Origin of the sequence: Thermocrispum agreste DSM 44070 (genome assembly GCF_000427905.1) — a bacterium.
GTDB classification, from domain to species: Bacteria; Actinomycetota; Actinomycetes; order Mycobacteriales; family Pseudonocardiaceae; genus Thermocrispum; species Thermocrispum agreste.
The window spans coordinates 60,054-74,753 of record NZ_KE386604.1; the positions used below are offsets into that span (position 1 = coordinate 60,054).

General features: G+C 70.2%; 16 protein-coding genes. 11 read left to right on the plus strand and 5 right to left on the minus strand.

The window, feature by feature from the left end; all coding sequences use genetic code 11:
- Positions 1-52: 52 nt before the first annotated feature.
- The 10 genes from YWY_RS22220 to YWY_RS0115040 all read left to right on the plus strand — a co-directional run bounded on the left by YWY_RS22220 (position 53) and on the right by YWY_RS0115040 (position 9,445).
- Entirely contained in the window at positions 53-1,477 is a 1,425-nt protein-coding gene (locus YWY_RS22220; RefSeq protein ID WP_084609304.1) for a histidine kinase, read from the plus strand.
- 166 nt (positions 1,478-1,643) lie between these two features.
- Positions 1,644-2,495, plus strand: coding sequence for a S49 family peptidase (locus YWY_RS0115000; protein WP_028848281.1), 852 nt, complete (start codon positions 1,644-1,646; stop codon positions 2,493-2,495).
- Positions 2,496-2,609: 114 nt separating this feature from the next.
- On the plus strand, positions 2,610-3,434 hold the full coding sequence (locus YWY_RS0115005) for a LytR/AlgR family response regulator transcription factor (protein WP_038045589.1): 825 nt from the start codon (positions 2,610-2,612) through the stop codon (positions 3,432-3,434).
- 2 nt (positions 3,435-3,436) lie between these two features.
- Positions 3,437-3,964: a hypothetical protein gene (locus tag YWY_RS0115010; RefSeq protein ID WP_051310307.1), complete on the plus strand. Its 528-nt coding sequence runs from the start codon at positions 3,437-3,439 to the stop codon at positions 3,962-3,964.
- A complete protein-coding gene (locus tag YWY_RS0115015) occupies positions 3,961-5,757 on the plus strand; it encodes a sodium/solute symporter (protein WP_038045424.1) in 1,797 nt (598 codons plus the stop codon). The genes YWY_RS0115010 and YWY_RS0115015 overlap by 4 nt, the downstream gene beginning before the upstream one ends.
- A gap of 41 nt (positions 5,758-5,798) precedes the next feature.
- The gene (locus tag YWY_RS0115020) at positions 5,799-6,146 is read left to right on the plus strand and encodes a rhodanese-like domain-containing protein (RefSeq protein WP_028848285.1); all 348 of its coding nucleotides are present in this window, start codon (positions 5,799-5,801) and stop codon (positions 6,144-6,146) included.
- Positions 6,147-6,151: 5 nt separating this feature from the next.
- Positions 6,152-7,165 (plus strand): DUF4328 domain-containing protein, encoded by a 1,014-nt coding sequence (locus YWY_RS22225; RefSeq protein ID WP_051310308.1) that lies wholly within the window; start codon positions 6,152-6,154, stop codon positions 7,163-7,165.
- 54 nt (positions 7,166-7,219) lie between these two features.
- A complete protein-coding gene (locus YWY_RS0115030; protein WP_028848286.1) occupies positions 7,220-8,104 on the plus strand; it encodes a DUF5926 family protein in 885 nt (294 codons plus the stop codon).
- Positions 8,105-8,117: 13 nt separating this feature from the next.
- A complete protein-coding gene (locus tag YWY_RS0115035; protein WP_028848287.1) occupies positions 8,118-8,624 on the plus strand; it encodes a SigE family RNA polymerase sigma factor in 507 nt (168 codons plus the stop codon).
- Entirely contained in the window at positions 8,621-9,445 is an 825-nt protein-coding gene (locus YWY_RS0115040; RefSeq protein ID WP_028848288.1) for a hypothetical protein, read from the plus strand. Before YWY_RS0115035 ends, YWY_RS0115040 begins: the two co-directional genes overlap by 4 nt.
- A gap of 165 nt (positions 9,446-9,610) precedes the next feature.
- Here YWY_RS0115040 and YWY_RS0115045 read toward each other — a convergent pair whose 3' ends face one another.
- From YWY_RS0115045 to YWY_RS0115065, 5 genes are all read right to left on the minus strand, one after another.
- Positions 9,611-10,162: a ferritin gene (locus YWY_RS0115045; RefSeq protein ID WP_028848289.1), complete on the minus strand. Its 552-nt coding sequence runs from the start codon at positions 10,160-10,162 to the stop codon at positions 9,611-9,613.
- Positions 10,163-10,261: 99 nt separating this feature from the next.
- Positions 10,262-11,482: an arginine deiminase gene (arcA, locus tag YWY_RS0115050; RefSeq protein ID WP_051310309.1), complete on the minus strand. Its 1,221-nt coding sequence runs from the start codon at positions 11,480-11,482 to the stop codon at positions 10,262-10,264.
- Positions 11,483-11,491: 9 nt separating this feature from the next.
- The gene (locus YWY_RS22230) at positions 11,492-12,136 is read right to left on the minus strand and encodes an aminoglycoside adenylyltransferase domain-containing protein (protein WP_051310310.1); all 645 of its coding nucleotides are present in this window, start codon (positions 12,134-12,136) and stop codon (positions 11,492-11,494) included.
- Positions 12,137-12,149: 13 nt separating this feature from the next.
- Positions 12,150-12,959 carry a CPBP family intramembrane glutamic endopeptidase gene (locus YWY_RS0115060; protein ID WP_028848291.1) on the minus strand — a complete coding sequence of 270 codons (810 nt, stop codon included), beginning with the start codon at positions 12,957-12,959 and terminating at the stop codon, positions 12,150-12,152.
- Between the two features lie 40 nt (positions 12,960-12,999).
- Positions 13,000-13,395: a hypothetical protein gene (locus tag YWY_RS0115065; protein ID WP_038045426.1), complete on the minus strand. Its 396-nt coding sequence runs from the start codon at positions 13,393-13,395 to the stop codon at positions 13,000-13,002.
- Positions 13,396-13,597: 202 nt separating this feature from the next.
- On the opposite strand from YWY_RS0115065, the gene YWY_RS0115070 reads away from it, so the two are divergent.
- Positions 13,598-14,632 (plus strand): WD40/YVTN/BNR-like repeat-containing protein, encoded by a 1,035-nt coding sequence (locus YWY_RS0115070; protein WP_245566692.1) that lies wholly within the window; start codon positions 13,598-13,600, stop codon positions 14,630-14,632.
- The last annotated feature ends 68 nt before the right edge of the window (positions 14,633-14,700 follow it).

Below are 14,700 nucleotides of genomic sequence, written 5' to 3' on the forward strand. Positions count from 1 at the left end.
GAGATCACCCAGTGCACTTGTCACCGCGGCGACCAGGCTCGAACATGGTCGGGTGCCGAACGTTCCGCTATCGCAACTCCTCGCTTGGGTGATTGCCACCGTTGCGATCCTGGTCGCGGTGGCGGTGTATCTACGTTCGCGCCGTCCGGGCAAGGCGACCGAGGACGCCGTGCTGCACGCCGTGCACCGGCTCGCCCTGGCCGCCCCCGACCTGCGGGAAGGCCTCGACCAGGAGGCCGCCGACCGCATCACCCGGCACCTGCGTCAGTTGCTGAACTGCGTCGCGGTCGGCATCACCGACGGCGCCGGGGTGCTGCACAGCTGGGACGGCGAGGCCACCGACCACTACGTGGACCTCGAGCCGGCCATCGCCTCCGCGCGGGAGCAACACCGCAGGGAGCTGGTGTCGCACGACAAGCTCCCGTGCTCGCATCGCAGCTCGTGTCGGATGCGGGCGGCGGTGATCGTGCCGCTGATCGTCGAGGGCCGCACCGACGCCGTGCTGATCGTGGTCGGCCGGTCCCGCAGCCGCCGGCTCATCGAGATGGCCGACGCGGTCGCCCAGTTCGTGCGCACCCAGTTCGAGCTGGCCCGGCTGGAGGAGTCGAAGTCGGCGCTGCAGCAGGCAGAGATCAAGGCGCTGCGGGCGCAGATCTCGCCGCACTTCGTCTACAACGCGCTGAACACCATCTCGTCGCTGATCCGCACCGATCCGGAGGAAGCCCAGGACCTGCTGCTGGAGTTCGCGGACTTCACCAGATACAGCTTCCGCAGCTCCGGCATGTTCACCACGCTGGCGGAGGAGCTGCGCAACGTCGACCGGTACCTGACCATCGAGTCCGCTCGGTTCGGCGACCGGCTCAACGTCCGGTTGAAGATCGCGCCGGAGGTGCTGGGCGTGGTGGTGCCGTTCCTCATCGTGCAGCCGCTGGTGGAGAACGCGGTCAAGCACGGCATCTCCGGCAAGCCGGGCGGCGGCACGGTCACCGTGATCGCCGAGGACGCGGGCAACGACGCGGTGATCATCGTGGAGGACGACGGGGTCGGGATGGACCCCGCCAAGCTCAAGAGCCTGTCGTCGGCGCACCGCAGCGGTGAGCACGTCGGCCTCAGCAACATCAGCCAGCGCATGCGGCAGCTGTTCGGCCCGGAGTATCCGGTCATCGTGGAGACCGCGCCGGGTGCGGGCATGAAGATCACCCTGCGGGTGCCCAAGTACGCCCCCGGCGTGCGGCCGGACATCCCCGGCTACGAGGCGGCGAAGGAAGAGCGGGACTCCGGCCGGTCGCCGCTGCTGCCGCCGCAGCCGGTCAAGACCATGCATCGCCCGCGCCCGCGCAGGCTGCCGAGCGCGCGGCTGCACGAGGACCCGCCGACCGAGGAATGGCAGCAGCCGCGCCGTCGCCGCAGGCGAGCGGGCCGGGACAGGCGCGAGGAAACTCGGTTGCCACCACCGCAGCGGGCTCCCTACCGTTGACCGCACGCGGGAAAGGAGGTGGTCCGAAGGTGAATACTTCTTGGACGCGCGAGGTGGTTGTCCGCTGAGCGCGAATACCAGGCAACCACCCGACCCCCTGGGTGCCGGACTTCGTCCAGCCGGCGAATCCGCCCAGGGGGTCGTCCCTTCTCGCTACCCTGGCCTCATGAGCGTTGCCGAGAAGCTGACCGCCCGTCTGCCGAGGATCGCCGACCGCGGGGACAGGTCCGACGTGGTTTCCGTGGTCAAGCTGCACGGTGTGATCACTCCGCAGGGTTCGCCGTTCAGCCGCGGCGTGCTCAACATCAACACCGTCGAGTCCGCGCTGACCCGTGCCTTCGAGCACGACCGGCTCAAGGCGGTCGCGCTGGTGATCAACTCGCCGGGCGGCGCGCCGACCCAGTCCGGCCTGATCGCCGAGCGTATCCGCGGCCTGGCCGACGAGAAGAACGTTCCGGTGCTGGCGTTCTGCGAGGACGTCGCCGCTTCCGGCGGCTACTGGCTGGCCTGCGCCGCGGACGAGATCTACGCGCACAGCACGTCGCTGATCGGCTCGATCGGCGTGGTCACCGGCGGTTTCGGCTTCACCGGCCTGATCGACCGGTACGGAATCGAGCGCAGGCTGTACACCGCGGGCAAGAACAAGCGCAGGCTGGACCCGTTCGAGCCGGAGAAGCCGGAGGACGTGCAGTGGCTGCGCTCGATGCACGACCAGCTGCACCAGTTGTTCGTCGACTGGGTCAAGCAGCGCAGGGGCGAGCGGCTGAAGGACGATCCCGAGCTGTGGAGCGGTGACGTGTGGCTCGGCCCGCGCTCGCACGAGCTCGGCCTGGTGGACGGCATCGGCACGCTGCGCGAGGTGGTCAAGCAGCGCTATCCGGACGCCACCATCACCGTGGCGGAGCCGAAGAAGCCGTTGCTGGCCAGGCTCGGGCTGGGCAGCCCGGCGGCGGCGGGCATCGACGCGCTGCTGACCGCGGTCGAGCATCGCGCGGCCTGGGCGCGTTTCGGGTTATGATGCCGACTGTTCGCAACGTAGCGTGACAGTTCGGTGGACGTTCCGTGAACAACCCCGGCGGATCGTGAACATCGTTCGGTTCGATCTGGACATCGGTACCCCGCAGTGGGCAGGATGCATGTCACCGTGAGTACTCATGACGACACTCGGCGCCTGGTCGCGCTGGCCGTGGACGACGAGAAGCCCGGGCTGGACATGCTCAAGCACCGCTTGCAGTCCAACCGGTACATCGGGCACATCTTCGACGCGGTCGACGCGTCCGAGGCGCTGCGCATCATCTCGGCCGAGCACCCCCTGCTGGCCAAGCGCCGCAAGGCAGGCCTGCCCGCGGTCGACGTGGTGTTCGCGGACATCAACATGCCGGGGCTGACCGGCATGGAGATGGCCCGCGTGTTCGCCGCGCTCAACCCGGCGCCGGAGCTGGTGTTCGTCAGCGGCCACGGCGACGAGGCGGTCAACGCGTTCGATTTGGGCGCGGTGGACTACGTGCTCAAGCCGTACGAGCAGCCTCGCATCGACAAGGCCATCGACCGGGTGCGGGCCAAGCTGCGGGAGCGGTTCGGCGCACCCCAGGAGGACCGCGCGGCACCCAGCGACGACGAAGTCATCCCGGTCGAGCTGGCGGGCACAACCAAGCTCATCCCGCGGTCGCAGGTGCGGTGGGTGGAGGCGCAGGGCGACTACGCCCGGCTGTACACCATGGACGGCTCGTCGCACCTGGTGCGCATCCCGCTGTCGCAGCTGGAGGAACGGTGGGGGAAGGCGGGCTTCGTCCGCATCCACCGCTCGTACCTGGTCGCGTTGCGGTTGATCACCGAGCTGCGCATGTGCCAGGGCGGCTACCAGGTGGTGATCGGCAACGAGGAGAAGCTGCTTCCGGTCAGTAGACGGCACACGCGTGAGCTGAAGGATCGGCTCACCGGCAACCTGAGAAGTTGACCATGGACGACGCCACTCGGACCTCGTCGCCGCGGTGGCCGCGGGTGCGCACACCCGACCCCACGTTGGGGCGCTCCTCCCGGCCGGAGATGAAGCCGGTTTCAGTGGAGCGTGTCCCCGGGGCGCCTGCGCATGCCAAGGCGGACGTCGACCCGCCCACCAAGCCCAAGCGCCAGCGCATCGTGCTCGACGACGGTCCGGTCGCGCCGGTCCGGCCCTATCTGCATTCGCGCTCCGAGCTCGCTCAGCAGACCAGCTGGGGTGCCACGTTGATCGCCGACCAGATCCACGGCCTGCTGAAGATCGGCGTGCTGTTCGCGCTGCTGACGGTGGCCGTGGTGGGCGGTCTGCCGCTGGTGATGTGGTTGCTGCCCGACTTCGCCCGGCTCGAGGTGGTCGGTGTGCCGTTGGCCTGGCTGTTGCTGGGGGTGGCGCCGTTCCCGGTGCTCGGCGGCATCGGGTTGTTGTTCGTCCGGGTGACCGAACGCCATGAGCGGGCGTTCGTCGACATGATCGAGCACAGAGGATGACCGGCCTGCAGATCGCCGCCGCGGTGGCCGTGGTCGTGGTGGCCGTGGTGACCTACACGCTCGGCAGGCGCTCGGCGACCAGGAGCGGGCAGGATTTCGACTTCGCCAGGCGCACCGTGCGGTCCCGGCGCAATGCCGCGGCGATGTCCGGCGAGTACCTGTGCGCGGCGCTGTTCATCGGGATCACCGGGGTGGTGCTGGCCGAGGGTGCCGACGGCCTGTGGTACCCGATCGGCTTCACCGCGGGTTTCGTCGCGCTGCTGATCTTCGTGGCCGCCCCGTTGCGCCGCTCCGGCGCCTACACGATGCCGGACTTCATCGACGCCAGGGTGCCCGGCGCCGGGATGCGCGGGCTGGCCTCGCTGGTCGCCGCGCTGATCGGGGTGCTGTATTTACTGCCGCAGCTGCACGGCGCCGAGCTGGCGGCCCGCACGCTGTTCGGTGGCCCGGACTGGGCGGGCCCGGTGGCGTTGACGGTGTTGGTGCTGATCACCGTGCTCGGCGGCGGGATGCGCGCCATCACCGTGACGTTGGCGTTCCAGTACTGGCTGAAGATGTTCGCCATCATCGCGCCGACCCTGGTCATGCTGGTGGTGTTCATCGGATCCGCACCGGGTGGCGCGCCGCACGGCATCACGTCCGACGACCCTCCGGTGTTCGCCCGGGACAGCACCATCAGGATCAGCGAGCCGGTGACGCTGCGGGTGGAGGCACCGACCAAGTTCGAAGCGCACGGGGAGATCGCCGGTCACCCCACCGACGGTCCGACCACGTGGTCGCCGCAGCGCGGGCCGCTGGAGGTCGGTGCGGACACGACGTTGACGTTCGAAGCAGGTGCGCCGGTCCCGGTGCTGGCCGGGCATCCCGCAGGCAACGCCGACTGGCTGGATCCGTCCGGCGGCGACGTCTGGGATCTGCTCGGCACGTACTCGCTGCTGCTCGCGTTGGTGCTGGGCACCATGGGCCTGCCGCACATCCTGGTGCGCTACTACACCAATCCGGACGGCATCGCCGCCCGGCGGACCACGCTGCACGTGCTGCTCTTCGTCGGGATCTTCGCGGTCTTCCCGATCATGCTCGCGGTGCTGTCCCGGCTGTACGTGCCGCGTCTGCTGGTGACCGGGGAGACCGACACCGCGCTGCTGCTGCTGCCGTCGGCCATGCTCGGCGGTGGCCTCGCCGGCCAGATCGTCACCGCCGTGCTGGTCGCAGGCATCTTCTCGGCCGTGCTGGCCGCCGCGTCCGGCCTGGTCTTCAGCGTGGCCGGGGTGATTTCGACCGGTGTGCTGCCCGAGCGACTGCGCAAGCAACAGCTGGGAGCGGTACTCGTCGCGGCCGCCGCGCTGGCGATGGCGCTGGCCGCGCCCCGGATAGACCTCGCGCACACGCTTTCGCACGCGTTCGCGCTGGCCGCGTCCACGTTCTGCCCGGTGCTGGTGCTGGGCATCTGGTGGCGCGGGCTCAAGGCGAAAGGCGCCGCGGCCGCCATGGTGATCGGCGCCGGCCTGGTGCTGACCGCGATCGGGCTCGAGGTGGCCGCGCTGCAGCGCGGTGAGGAAGCCCCGGTGTTGATCCAGCACCCCGCGTTGGTGTCCGTGCCGGTCGCGTTCTTCGTGGCCATCGCGGTGAGCAAGATGTCGCGCAGGCGTGTCCCGGCCGACGTCGACGACCTGATGCTGCGGATGCACGCGCCCGACCCGCTGGGCTTCCTGCGGGACCGCAGCTTCCCCCGGCAGACCGAGGAGCAGACCCGGTCCGGGCTGACCAGGCACCGGCGGCACGGGCACGGTTGACGCGGAACCCACGCCGGTCGTGGCACCATCGGATCGTGCCGATGTTTCCCGAAGACGTACCGACGACCCGGGTGGCCGATCTGCCGGACGGCGACCTCCGGCTGCTCGACGTGCGGGAGGACGACGAGTGGCGCGCCGGGCACGCGCCGGATGCGCTGCACATCCCGCTGCGTGACCTGCCCGCGCGGCTGGGCGAGCTGGCCGAGTTCGCCCAGGACGAGCCGATCTACGTGGTCTGCCGCACCGGGGGCCGGTCGGAGCAGGCCACCGCGTTCCTCAACGCCAACGGCTTCGAGGCCTGCAATGTCGCCGGTGGCATGAAGTCCTGGCTGACCGAGGGCAGGCCGGTGGTGGCCGAGGATCCGGGCGTCGAACCGACGGTGCTGTAACGGCGATGACGGTGGATCCGGCTCGTGGTTTTCCGGTGCGCTGGACGGCGAGCCCGCCGCCGGGCACGCCGCGGTGCCGGCGTGAGCCGCCGGAGCCGCCGTATGCCGGGCCGCCGTCGTACCCGGTGCCGCCCCGATGGGGTTTTCCCGGCCTGATCTGGCGCCAGCCGACGTCGGTGCCGGGTACCCGCAGTGCCCGCCCGCGGGCCGACGAGTTGATCCGGCCGGTGGGGGTGTGGACGGCCGGTGTCCTGGCGGCGGCCGCGGTGTTCGCGGTGCTGGCCGGGGTCGCCGAGTTCTGGCGGTACGCGTTGCTGGTGATCAGCCGTGACGAAGCGCTCGGCACGGTGGCCGTGCGGGTGTCCGACGGGCTGGTCACCGGGTTGTGGTACCCGATTCCGATCCTGTTGTTCGCGGCGCTGGTGCTCGGGCTGTGGTGGCTGCAGCTGGCCCGCTCCGAGGCGGCCAGGCTGGCCGACGTCGAGCCGCCGTACGGACCCGTGATGGCCGGGGCGAAGCTGGTCGGCCTGTGGGTGTTGCTGGCGGTCGTGGCCGCCGTCGAGTACCGGGTGGAGCTGCCGCCGCTGGTGGTGGTCATTGCCGCGCCGCTGCTGATCGCGGTGGTGGCGGTCGCGGCGGTGGTGCTGCCCGGCCCGGTGATCGCCGAGCTGGAGCATGTCGCGCTGCGCAAACCGGCGGACGAACGGCCGCGGCCGTCCCGGCTGGTCGTCACGTGGTGGGTCGGCTGCGTGGTGAATGCCGTGCTGGTCGCCGCGACGCTGTGGCGGCGGATGGGAGACGGCGTCCAGGCGATGGCGGACTCGGTGTTGCTCACCGGGATCACGCATCTGACCGCGGCCGCGCTGGCTGTCGTCACGATCCTGGTCATCCGCCGCATCGGCATGCTGCTCGCCCCGGAACGGTCGCTGGCGGGCAAACGCATGCTGGTGGTCGCGGTGGGCGAGGACGCCCAGCCACCTCCGCTGCGTACCGTGCGCCCGGCGGGGGTGCGGCGGTAGCCACCGGGTAGGTTCAACCACCCGGGGCTTCAACCCGCAGTGAGGAGGTTTCACGTGGGCAAGCGTTCCCGCCGGGCGCGTACCGTACGCCGGGCCGAGGAAAGGAAGCAGAAGAAGGTCCGTGACGTCTTCGTGGCGCAGCCGTTCGAAGGGCTGGCCGCCGAGACCGAGCTGATCGCGATGCGCGAGTTCGTCCCGTCGGCGACGGTGGAGCTGCCGTTGACCGACGGTGGCTCGGTGACGCTGGCGACGGTGTTGCCCGGGGCGGCCGCCGCGATGGTGCGATCGGACGGCAAGCGGTTCGTGGCCATGCAGGTGCAGACCCGGTCGTCGGACGTCAGCCGGGACGTCGGACGCAGCCTGCGCTGGGTGCTGCAGGCCGAGCAGGGCGATGTGCTGGCGGCTCCGGACACCACCAGCCCGCCGGAGGACGGCGAGCGCCTGCAGGACCTGGTGGTCGCCGACGCCGAACTGGTGCCCGAGCTGCACGACGACTTCTCCTGGTGGTTGCCGGAGGATCAGGAGGAGATCAGCAGGGAGGTCCAGCTGTCGCTGGAGCGGGCCAACGAGGCGATCCTGCCCACGGAACGGATCGGGCAGGCGGCGTACTGGGTGGACACCGGGGAGAAGGCGCACATCCGGTGGGTACGCCCGGAGCCGGAGAACGACGTGCTCAAAGCGCTGGCCAGGTTGTCCGCGCGGGGCGAGCTGGACCTCGGCGAGGGTTCGCGGTTCGCCGGATCGTTCCGCGCGCACGGGTTGCTCGTGCCGGTGTGGGACGTCGACCGGGAAGCGCACGCGCGCGAGTGGACCGAGCCGCTGGAGCAGTTCGGCGAACGGCTCCAGCAGGCGCTGGCAAGTGTGGCCGACCAACCGTTGACCAGCGACGAGCGGCGGGCTCGCGACGGGATTCTCGGACGGCAACTGACGCTGCGGTGAGTAGGGGCGAGGCATGGCCCGTGAGCTGGGGGATTTCGGCGAGTTCGTCGACGCTCAGCTGCCTGCGCTGCTGCGCTACGGCTATGCGCTGACCGGCAATCCGCACGACGGCGCGGACCTGGTCCAGTCGGTGCTGGAGAAGATCGGTGCGCGCTGGCATCACGTGTCCCGCAAGACCGACGACCCGATCGCCTACGTCCGCCGGTCGATGGCCAACGCGCACATCTCCCGATGGCGCAAGCGGCGCCGGGAGCAGCTGGTCGCCGACCTGCCGGACAACCACGACGGCTACCGCCACCCGGACCCGTTCGAGCACGAACCGCTGTGGCAGGCGCTACGCGAACTGCCACCGAGGCAACGTGCGGTGATAGTTCTGCGTTACTACGAAGGACTGTCCGAAGCGGAGATTGCGGCAAGCCTCGGGGTCAGCCCGGGGACGGTGAAGAGCCAGGCGAGCAAGGCGATCACGTCACTGCGCAAGAAGCTGGCCGGAGCAATGGAGGAGGGAGGTCAGCCGTGAGTGAGCGTTCCGACCACGACCTCGAGTCGGACCTGCGCAGGTTGTTCGACGACGAGCGGCTGACCGTCCGCGTCGCACCGGGCGCGCGGGACGCGGTGATCGCCGGGGCGCGCCGGGTGCGCAGGCGCAGGGACATGGCCATCGCGGGCAGCGGACTCGCCGTCGCGGCGGTGGTGGTGGCCGGCGGCGTCATGCTGATCGGGCCGCAGGGCGCCGACCAGCAGGCCAACGTCGCCGCGCCGGGGACGGAAGCGACGTTGTCGACGGCGGCCAGCTCGTCGGCCAAGCCGAAGCCCTCGCGCTCCCGGGTGGAGAAGGAGCCCCAGCAGCCGGAGCAGCTCGAGGTGCCCGACTCCGCCCCGGCCAAGAAGCCGCCGCCGAAGCAGCCGTCGCGTACCCCGGAGTCCCGGGTGCCGACCACGCCCGCGGTGACCAGCGGGCCGATCGGCCCGACCGGCTGGGCGCGGATCCAACTGGGGATGTCGTACGAGGACGTGCAGCAGGCGGGATATCTCGCCGAGGACGCGGCCCCGCCGCAGGGCTGCACGTCCTACCCGCTGACCGCCGGGACCGACCAGGTCAGCACCGTGGTGATTTCCGAGGCGGGCGTCGGGCGCATCGTGGCGGGCGCGAACGGCCGCACGCCGGAGGGCATCGGGATCGGCACCCCGCTGGAGCAGCTGCAGAACACCTACCCTGGCGGGACCTCGGCGGAGGGCGAGTACCGCGTGGACACCAGCGTGGGCAGCACCTACGTCTTCACGGTTCCGGGCGAGGGCGCCGCGGTGAGCGCTTTCGCGCTCACCAACGGCAACTGCTGACCCTGCCGGGACTGCCCGCGCGGCGGACGGGGTCCGCCTCTGACAGTGCGCCGCCGGGCCGCTGGCGATGGGCGGTGTGGCTCTCTACAGGGCGCCGTCGGCCACTCGCGGATGGTGTTCCCCTGACAGTGCGCCGCTGGCCACCCGCGGACGGTGCCCGGCCCGCTACAGCGCGCCGCCGGCCACCGGCGGCATGTCCGGGTCCCGACCGCCGTCGCCGACCTGTTCCCGGTACAGGAAGCGCTCGATCTCGAACACGTCGTCCCCGGCACGCTTGGCGACCGAGAGCAGCGTGTTCATCTGCGCGATCTCCTCGACCTGCTCCTTGAGGAACCAGTGCATGAACTGCTCGCTGGTGTAGTCCTCGGCGTGCCTGGCGGCCCGGACCAGGTTCTCGATGTCCTTGGCGACCTGCTTCTCCTGCTCCAGCGCGAGCTCGATGAGCTCGATCGGCGCGGAGAAGTCATTGCGCACCTCCGGCACGCCGGGGATCTCCACGTGGTGGTCGGTGTCCAGCATGTACTGCACCAGAGCCATCGCGTGGTTGCGCTCCTCCACCGCCTGGCGGTAGAAGTGCTTGGCCAGCTGCGGCAGGTCTTCGTTGTCGAACCACACGGCGAGCGCAATGTACTGCTGGGACGCGTGGAACTCGTTCTGAATTTGCTCCTGGAGCAGTTCGAAAAATTTCGACCGCGGATTTTTCTTGATGACTGACATAAGGCGACCATACGGCCTCTTACCTGCTGGTTTCCAGTCAGGTAAACCTAACTAGGAATTTGTCCAAGGATAGCCGAAACTAACTTCGGTAAGGCTCGCCTAAAATTGCTCCCGGATGATCGGGCAGGACATGCAGCGCGGTCCGCCGCGGCCGGATCCCAGTTCCGAGCCCGCGATGGCCAGCACCTCGATCCCGGCCTGCTCCAGCCGGGCGTTGGTCTCCACGTTGCGTTCGTACCCGATCACCACGCCGGGGGCGATGGCCAGCGTGTTGTTGCCGTCGTCCCACTGCTCGCGCTCCGCGGTCACCGGGTCGAGCCCGGTGTCGATGACCCGGAGCTTGTCGATGCCCATCGCCTCGGCGGCCGCGCTGAGGAACGGGGCCGGGCCTTCGATCAGCAGGGCGCCGTCCTCCGGGTCGGCGGGCCGCAGGGTGTAGGCCTGCAGCTGGTCCCGCGTCGGCGGATACATCACCACCGCGTCGGTGTGCACCATCGTGCAGACGGTGTCCAGATGCATGGTGGCGCGGGTCTGCGTGATGGGGACGGCCAGGACGGTGTGCGCGACCTGGTCGGCGAACAGTGACCGGGCCAGCGATTCGACCCCGGCCGCGGTCGTCCGCTCGCCCACACCGACCGCCACGACACCAGGCGAAAGGAGCAGCACATCGCCGCCTTCCACCGGGGCGTGATGCGACCCGTATGCGCGGCCAGCCATGGAGAAACGCGGGTGGTAGGCGTAGATGATGTCGAGCAGTGCGGTCTCCCTGGCCCGGGCGGGCATGGCCAGCGACGCCACCGCCACGCGGTCGCCGATCCACACCGACGAGTCGCGGGTGAACAGCAGGTTCGGTAGCGGGTCGACCGCGAAGTCGTGCGGGTGATTCATCCGGCGCACCAGGGAAGCCCCTTCCGACGCGGGCAGCTCCTCGAACGTCATGCCGCTCATCAGCACGCGCGCGAGGGTTTCCGCGTCCGCGGAGGAAAGGTAGCTGCGCAACGCGTCGGTGAGTCCGGGGCCGAGACGACGCGGGTCCACCGCGATGTCCACGCCCGCGGCATGCGCTCGTTCGTCGCGCAACGCCGTGGTGAGCAGATCGGCCAGCAGCAGGACTTCCACCCCGCGTGACCGGAGCAGTTCGGCGAACTGGTCGTGCTCCTCCTGCGCGCGGCTCACCCAGGGGATGGAGTCGAACAGCAGGGAGTCGTTGTTGCGCGGCGTGAGCCGCTTGAGCTCGTCGCCCGGGCGGTGCAGCAGCACCGAACGCAGCGGGCCGACTTCGCTGTCGACGTGCGCGGTGGGTTTCGGTGTCTGGCTCACTCGCTGAGTTTAGGGGTCACGCGGCCGGTTGCGCTGCGCCAAAGCGGCGTCGATGGCGCTGGGATCGGCGACCTTGCCGCGCGCCCACAGCCCGGCCGCGGTTTTCGACGCCCACCGGCCGGTTTCCGTGTAGTGCCGGGCACGGCAGGCGTTGAGGACCGCGTTCGGTTCCTTGGGCTCGTTCGCCTCGTGCCACGCCAGCGACTCCTCCAGGGCCTGGCGTACGGTCTGCTCGGGCACGGGAGCGAGCAGCTCGTGGGCGGGCGGGCCGAACAGCGGGATGGCGCGTTCCCTGGCCATCGCCACGTCCAGCACGAACCAGTGCCGGGGCTCGGTGGCCGGGTCGGTGGAGGCGTGTACCGGGTTGGTGTTCAGGTTGAGCTGCCAGCGGGACGGCTGATCCGGCCCGGGCGGGTAGAGCACGAACTCCAGCTTCCGCCCCGGGCACGGCAGCGCTGCCAGTGCCTCGGCAAGGGCGAGCCGCACGGGCAGCGGTTGCGGGTCCGCGACCGCGAGGACGTCGATGTCGCTGCTGCCGGGCCGGTAGTCGTCCCAGGCGATGGAGCCGACCAGCCATGCTCCACGCAGGGTTCCCGGCAGCAGCTGCTCGCGCAGCGTGCGGGTGACCTGCCGAGCGTAAGCGTGGGGATCCACGGGCTCGAGTGTGCTACGCGGGCAGCCAGGACGCACCGCGCAGCAGCGAGTACCCCACGAAAGCGACGATGTCGAGCAGCGCGTGCGCGATCACCAGCGGCCAGAGCCTGGTGGTGCGTTGCCACACGCGGCCGAAGATCAGGCCCATCACCACGTTGCCGAGGAACCCGCCGAGGCCCTGGTAGAAGTGGTAGCTGCCGCGCAGCAGGGCGGAGACGAGCAGGCTCTGGTTCTCCCCGAAGCCGAGCTGGCGCAGCCGGGTGAGCAGCAGCCCGACCACCAGCAGCTCTTCGGCGACGGCGTTGCCGGTGGCGGACAGGGTCAGCGCGATCGGCCGCCACCACGTCTCGTCCATGACCGCGGGCAGCACCGCCCGGTTGAGGCCCAGCTGCCAGGCGATCAGGTACAGCGCCAGCCCGGGGATGCCGATCAGGGCGGCAAGACCGGCGCCGCCGAGCCAGTCCCGCTTGTCCGGGCGGGCGAGGCCGATACGGCTGAGCGCGATCCCGGTCCGCCACAGCAGGTATGCCCCGAGCGCACCCCAGCCGACCAGGCGCACCACTCCCAGCAGCTGGCGCAGGAAGTCGATGACCTGGACGTCCGTGGTGGTGACGTTGAGCGCCACCTTCTGGTCGGCGAGTGCGGTCTGCTGCAGCAGGCCGTCCAGGTAGGACAGCAGGCTGGAAGCGCCGGACAAGCCGAGCGTGATCGCGAAGACGATCACCAGCTCGACGGTGATCGCCTTCCGTTCGCGCGGGTCGGTGACGACCTCGGGGAACTCCGGGCGGGCCGGATTCAGCCACGCACGCAGGGGGAATGCCACGCCGACACCCTAGCCGCGCCCCATGTCGGCGGGGTGTCGGTCATTCCGGCTTGCGGCGCCGCACGACGCGGGTGCCACCGCCGCCCGGCAGGAAGATCCCCGTGATCAGTGCCGTCAGTGCCGCGCCGATGATCAGCCAGAGCACGGCGGCCAGTCCTTGGTTGGCGGCCAGCTCGAGCGAGTCGTTGGTGAAGGTGAACAGGTTGTTCAGACCGAGGGAGACGGCGTCGGCGAACGAGCGGACGAACGACGCGAACGCGTTGCCGAAGTTCGCGCCCGCCGCCACCAGCACGATGTGCAGCACGAGCACCAGTGCGAACAGCCCGGTGAGGAACCGGATCAGCGTGTTGACGATGCGTATCACGCGTATCCGGCTGTCCGGCAGCTCGACGATTTCTTCTTCGCGATCGGCGAAGTCGTCTGGATCTGACGTCATAGTGCGCACGAGGTACCCGCGGTCGAAAGGGATCAAACCTGACCAGCGGCCGTCGGCTGCCGCTCGGTCGCGGCCGGATCACACCTTCGGACCTGGGCCTGCCCGATCCGGTGGGCTAGGTTGCCTGCTGGCCATCACCCGTCGGCCGCAAGGAAAGGGAGCCACCGCCATGAAGGCAAGACGTGCCGCTGTACTCGCGGCCGTGACCCTGACGACCGTGCTCGCGGCCCCAGGGGCCGCCACCGCGGCGACGCGCGCGAACCTGGATCTGCGCTGGGAGCTGAAGGACACCGGCACGACCGCTCAACTCCGCGGGTTGTCCGTGGTGAGCCGTGACGTGGTCTGGGCGAGCGGCCGCGACGGCACCGTGCTGCGGACGACGGACGGCGGGCGGACGTTCGCGTCCGTCGGCCCGGAGGGGACCGAGAACCTGGATTTCCGTGACGTGGAGGCGTTCGACGCCGACACCGCAGTCGTGCTGAGCATCGGCAACGGCAGCGATTCCCGCATCTATCGCACCACCGATGGCGGGAAGACCTGGGACGACGTCTTCGTCAACGACGAGCAGGCCGCCTTCTACAACTGCGTGTCGTTCTTCGATCGACGGCACGGCCTGGCGGTCAGCGACCCGGTCGACGGCAAGTTCCGGCTCATCGAGACGCGCGACGGCGGGAGGACGTGGCGCGTGGTGCCCCCGGACGGGATGCCGCCGGCGCTGCCCAACGAGTACGGCTTCTCCGCCAGCGGCCAGTGCCTCATTACCGCCGGCCGCAACGACGCGTGGATCGCCACCGGCGGGGACCAGGAGGCGCGAGTGTTCCACTCCACCGACCGCGGACACACCTGGACGGGGTCCACCACGCCGCTGGCCAGCAGCGAGAGCGCGGGTGTCTTCGCGTTGGCTTTTCGTGACCGGCACGCCGGTGTCGCCGTCGGCGGGGACTACCTGGATCCGGCCAACGGCACGGACGCGCTCGCGCTGACCAGGGACGGCGGCAAGACCTGGCGTGTGCCGCACAGCGCGCCACAGGGCTACCGGTCGGCGGTGGCGTATCACCCGTGGTTCGGCAATGTCGTGCTGGCCGTCGGCCCTACCGGCAGCGACGTGAGTTTGACGGGCGGACTGCACTGGCGGCAGTTCGACGACGGAAGCTTCGACACGGTCGAATGCGCGCGTGACGGGGCCTGCTGGGCATCCGGGCCGAACGGGCGGGTGGCCCGGCTGGCTCTGGGCTGAACCACGGCGGCAGGGCGCGGTCGAGAGCGCACCCCGCGGCACACTTCGTGCCAGGTGCGTAGGCCGCG

Coding starts and splice junctions, on each gene's coding strand:
- YWY_RS0115000 (WP_028848281.1), top strand. CDS start 1,644: ATGAGCGTTGCCGAGAAGCTGACCGCCCGTCTGCCGAGGATCGCCGAC.
- YWY_RS0115005 (WP_038045589.1), top strand. CDS start 2,610: ATGCATGTCACCGTGAGTACTCATGACGACACTCGGCGCCTGGTCGCG.
- YWY_RS0115010 (WP_051310307.1), top strand. CDS start 3,437: ATGGACGACGCCACTCGGACCTCGTCGCCGCGGTGGCCGCGGGTGCGC.
- YWY_RS0115015 (WP_038045424.1), top strand. CDS start 3,961: ATGACCGGCCTGCAGATCGCCGCCGCGGTGGCCGTGGTCGTGGTGGCC.
- YWY_RS0115020 (WP_028848285.1), top strand. CDS start 5,799: ATGTTTCCCGAAGACGTACCGACGACCCGGGTGGCCGATCTGCCGGAC.
- YWY_RS22225 (WP_051310308.1), top strand. CDS start 6,152: ATGACGGTGGATCCGGCTCGTGGTTTTCCGGTGCGCTGGACGGCGAGC.
- YWY_RS0115035 (WP_028848287.1), top strand. CDS start 8,118: ATGGCCCGTGAGCTGGGGGATTTCGGCGAGTTCGTCGACGCTCAGCTG.
- YWY_RS0115045 (WP_028848289.1), bottom strand. CDS start 10,162: ATGTCAGTCATCAAGAAAAATCCGCGGTCGAAATTTTTCGAACTGCTC.
- YWY_RS0115065 (WP_038045426.1), bottom strand. CDS start 13,395: ATGACGTCAGATCCAGACGACTTCGCCGATCGCGAAGAAGAAATCGTC.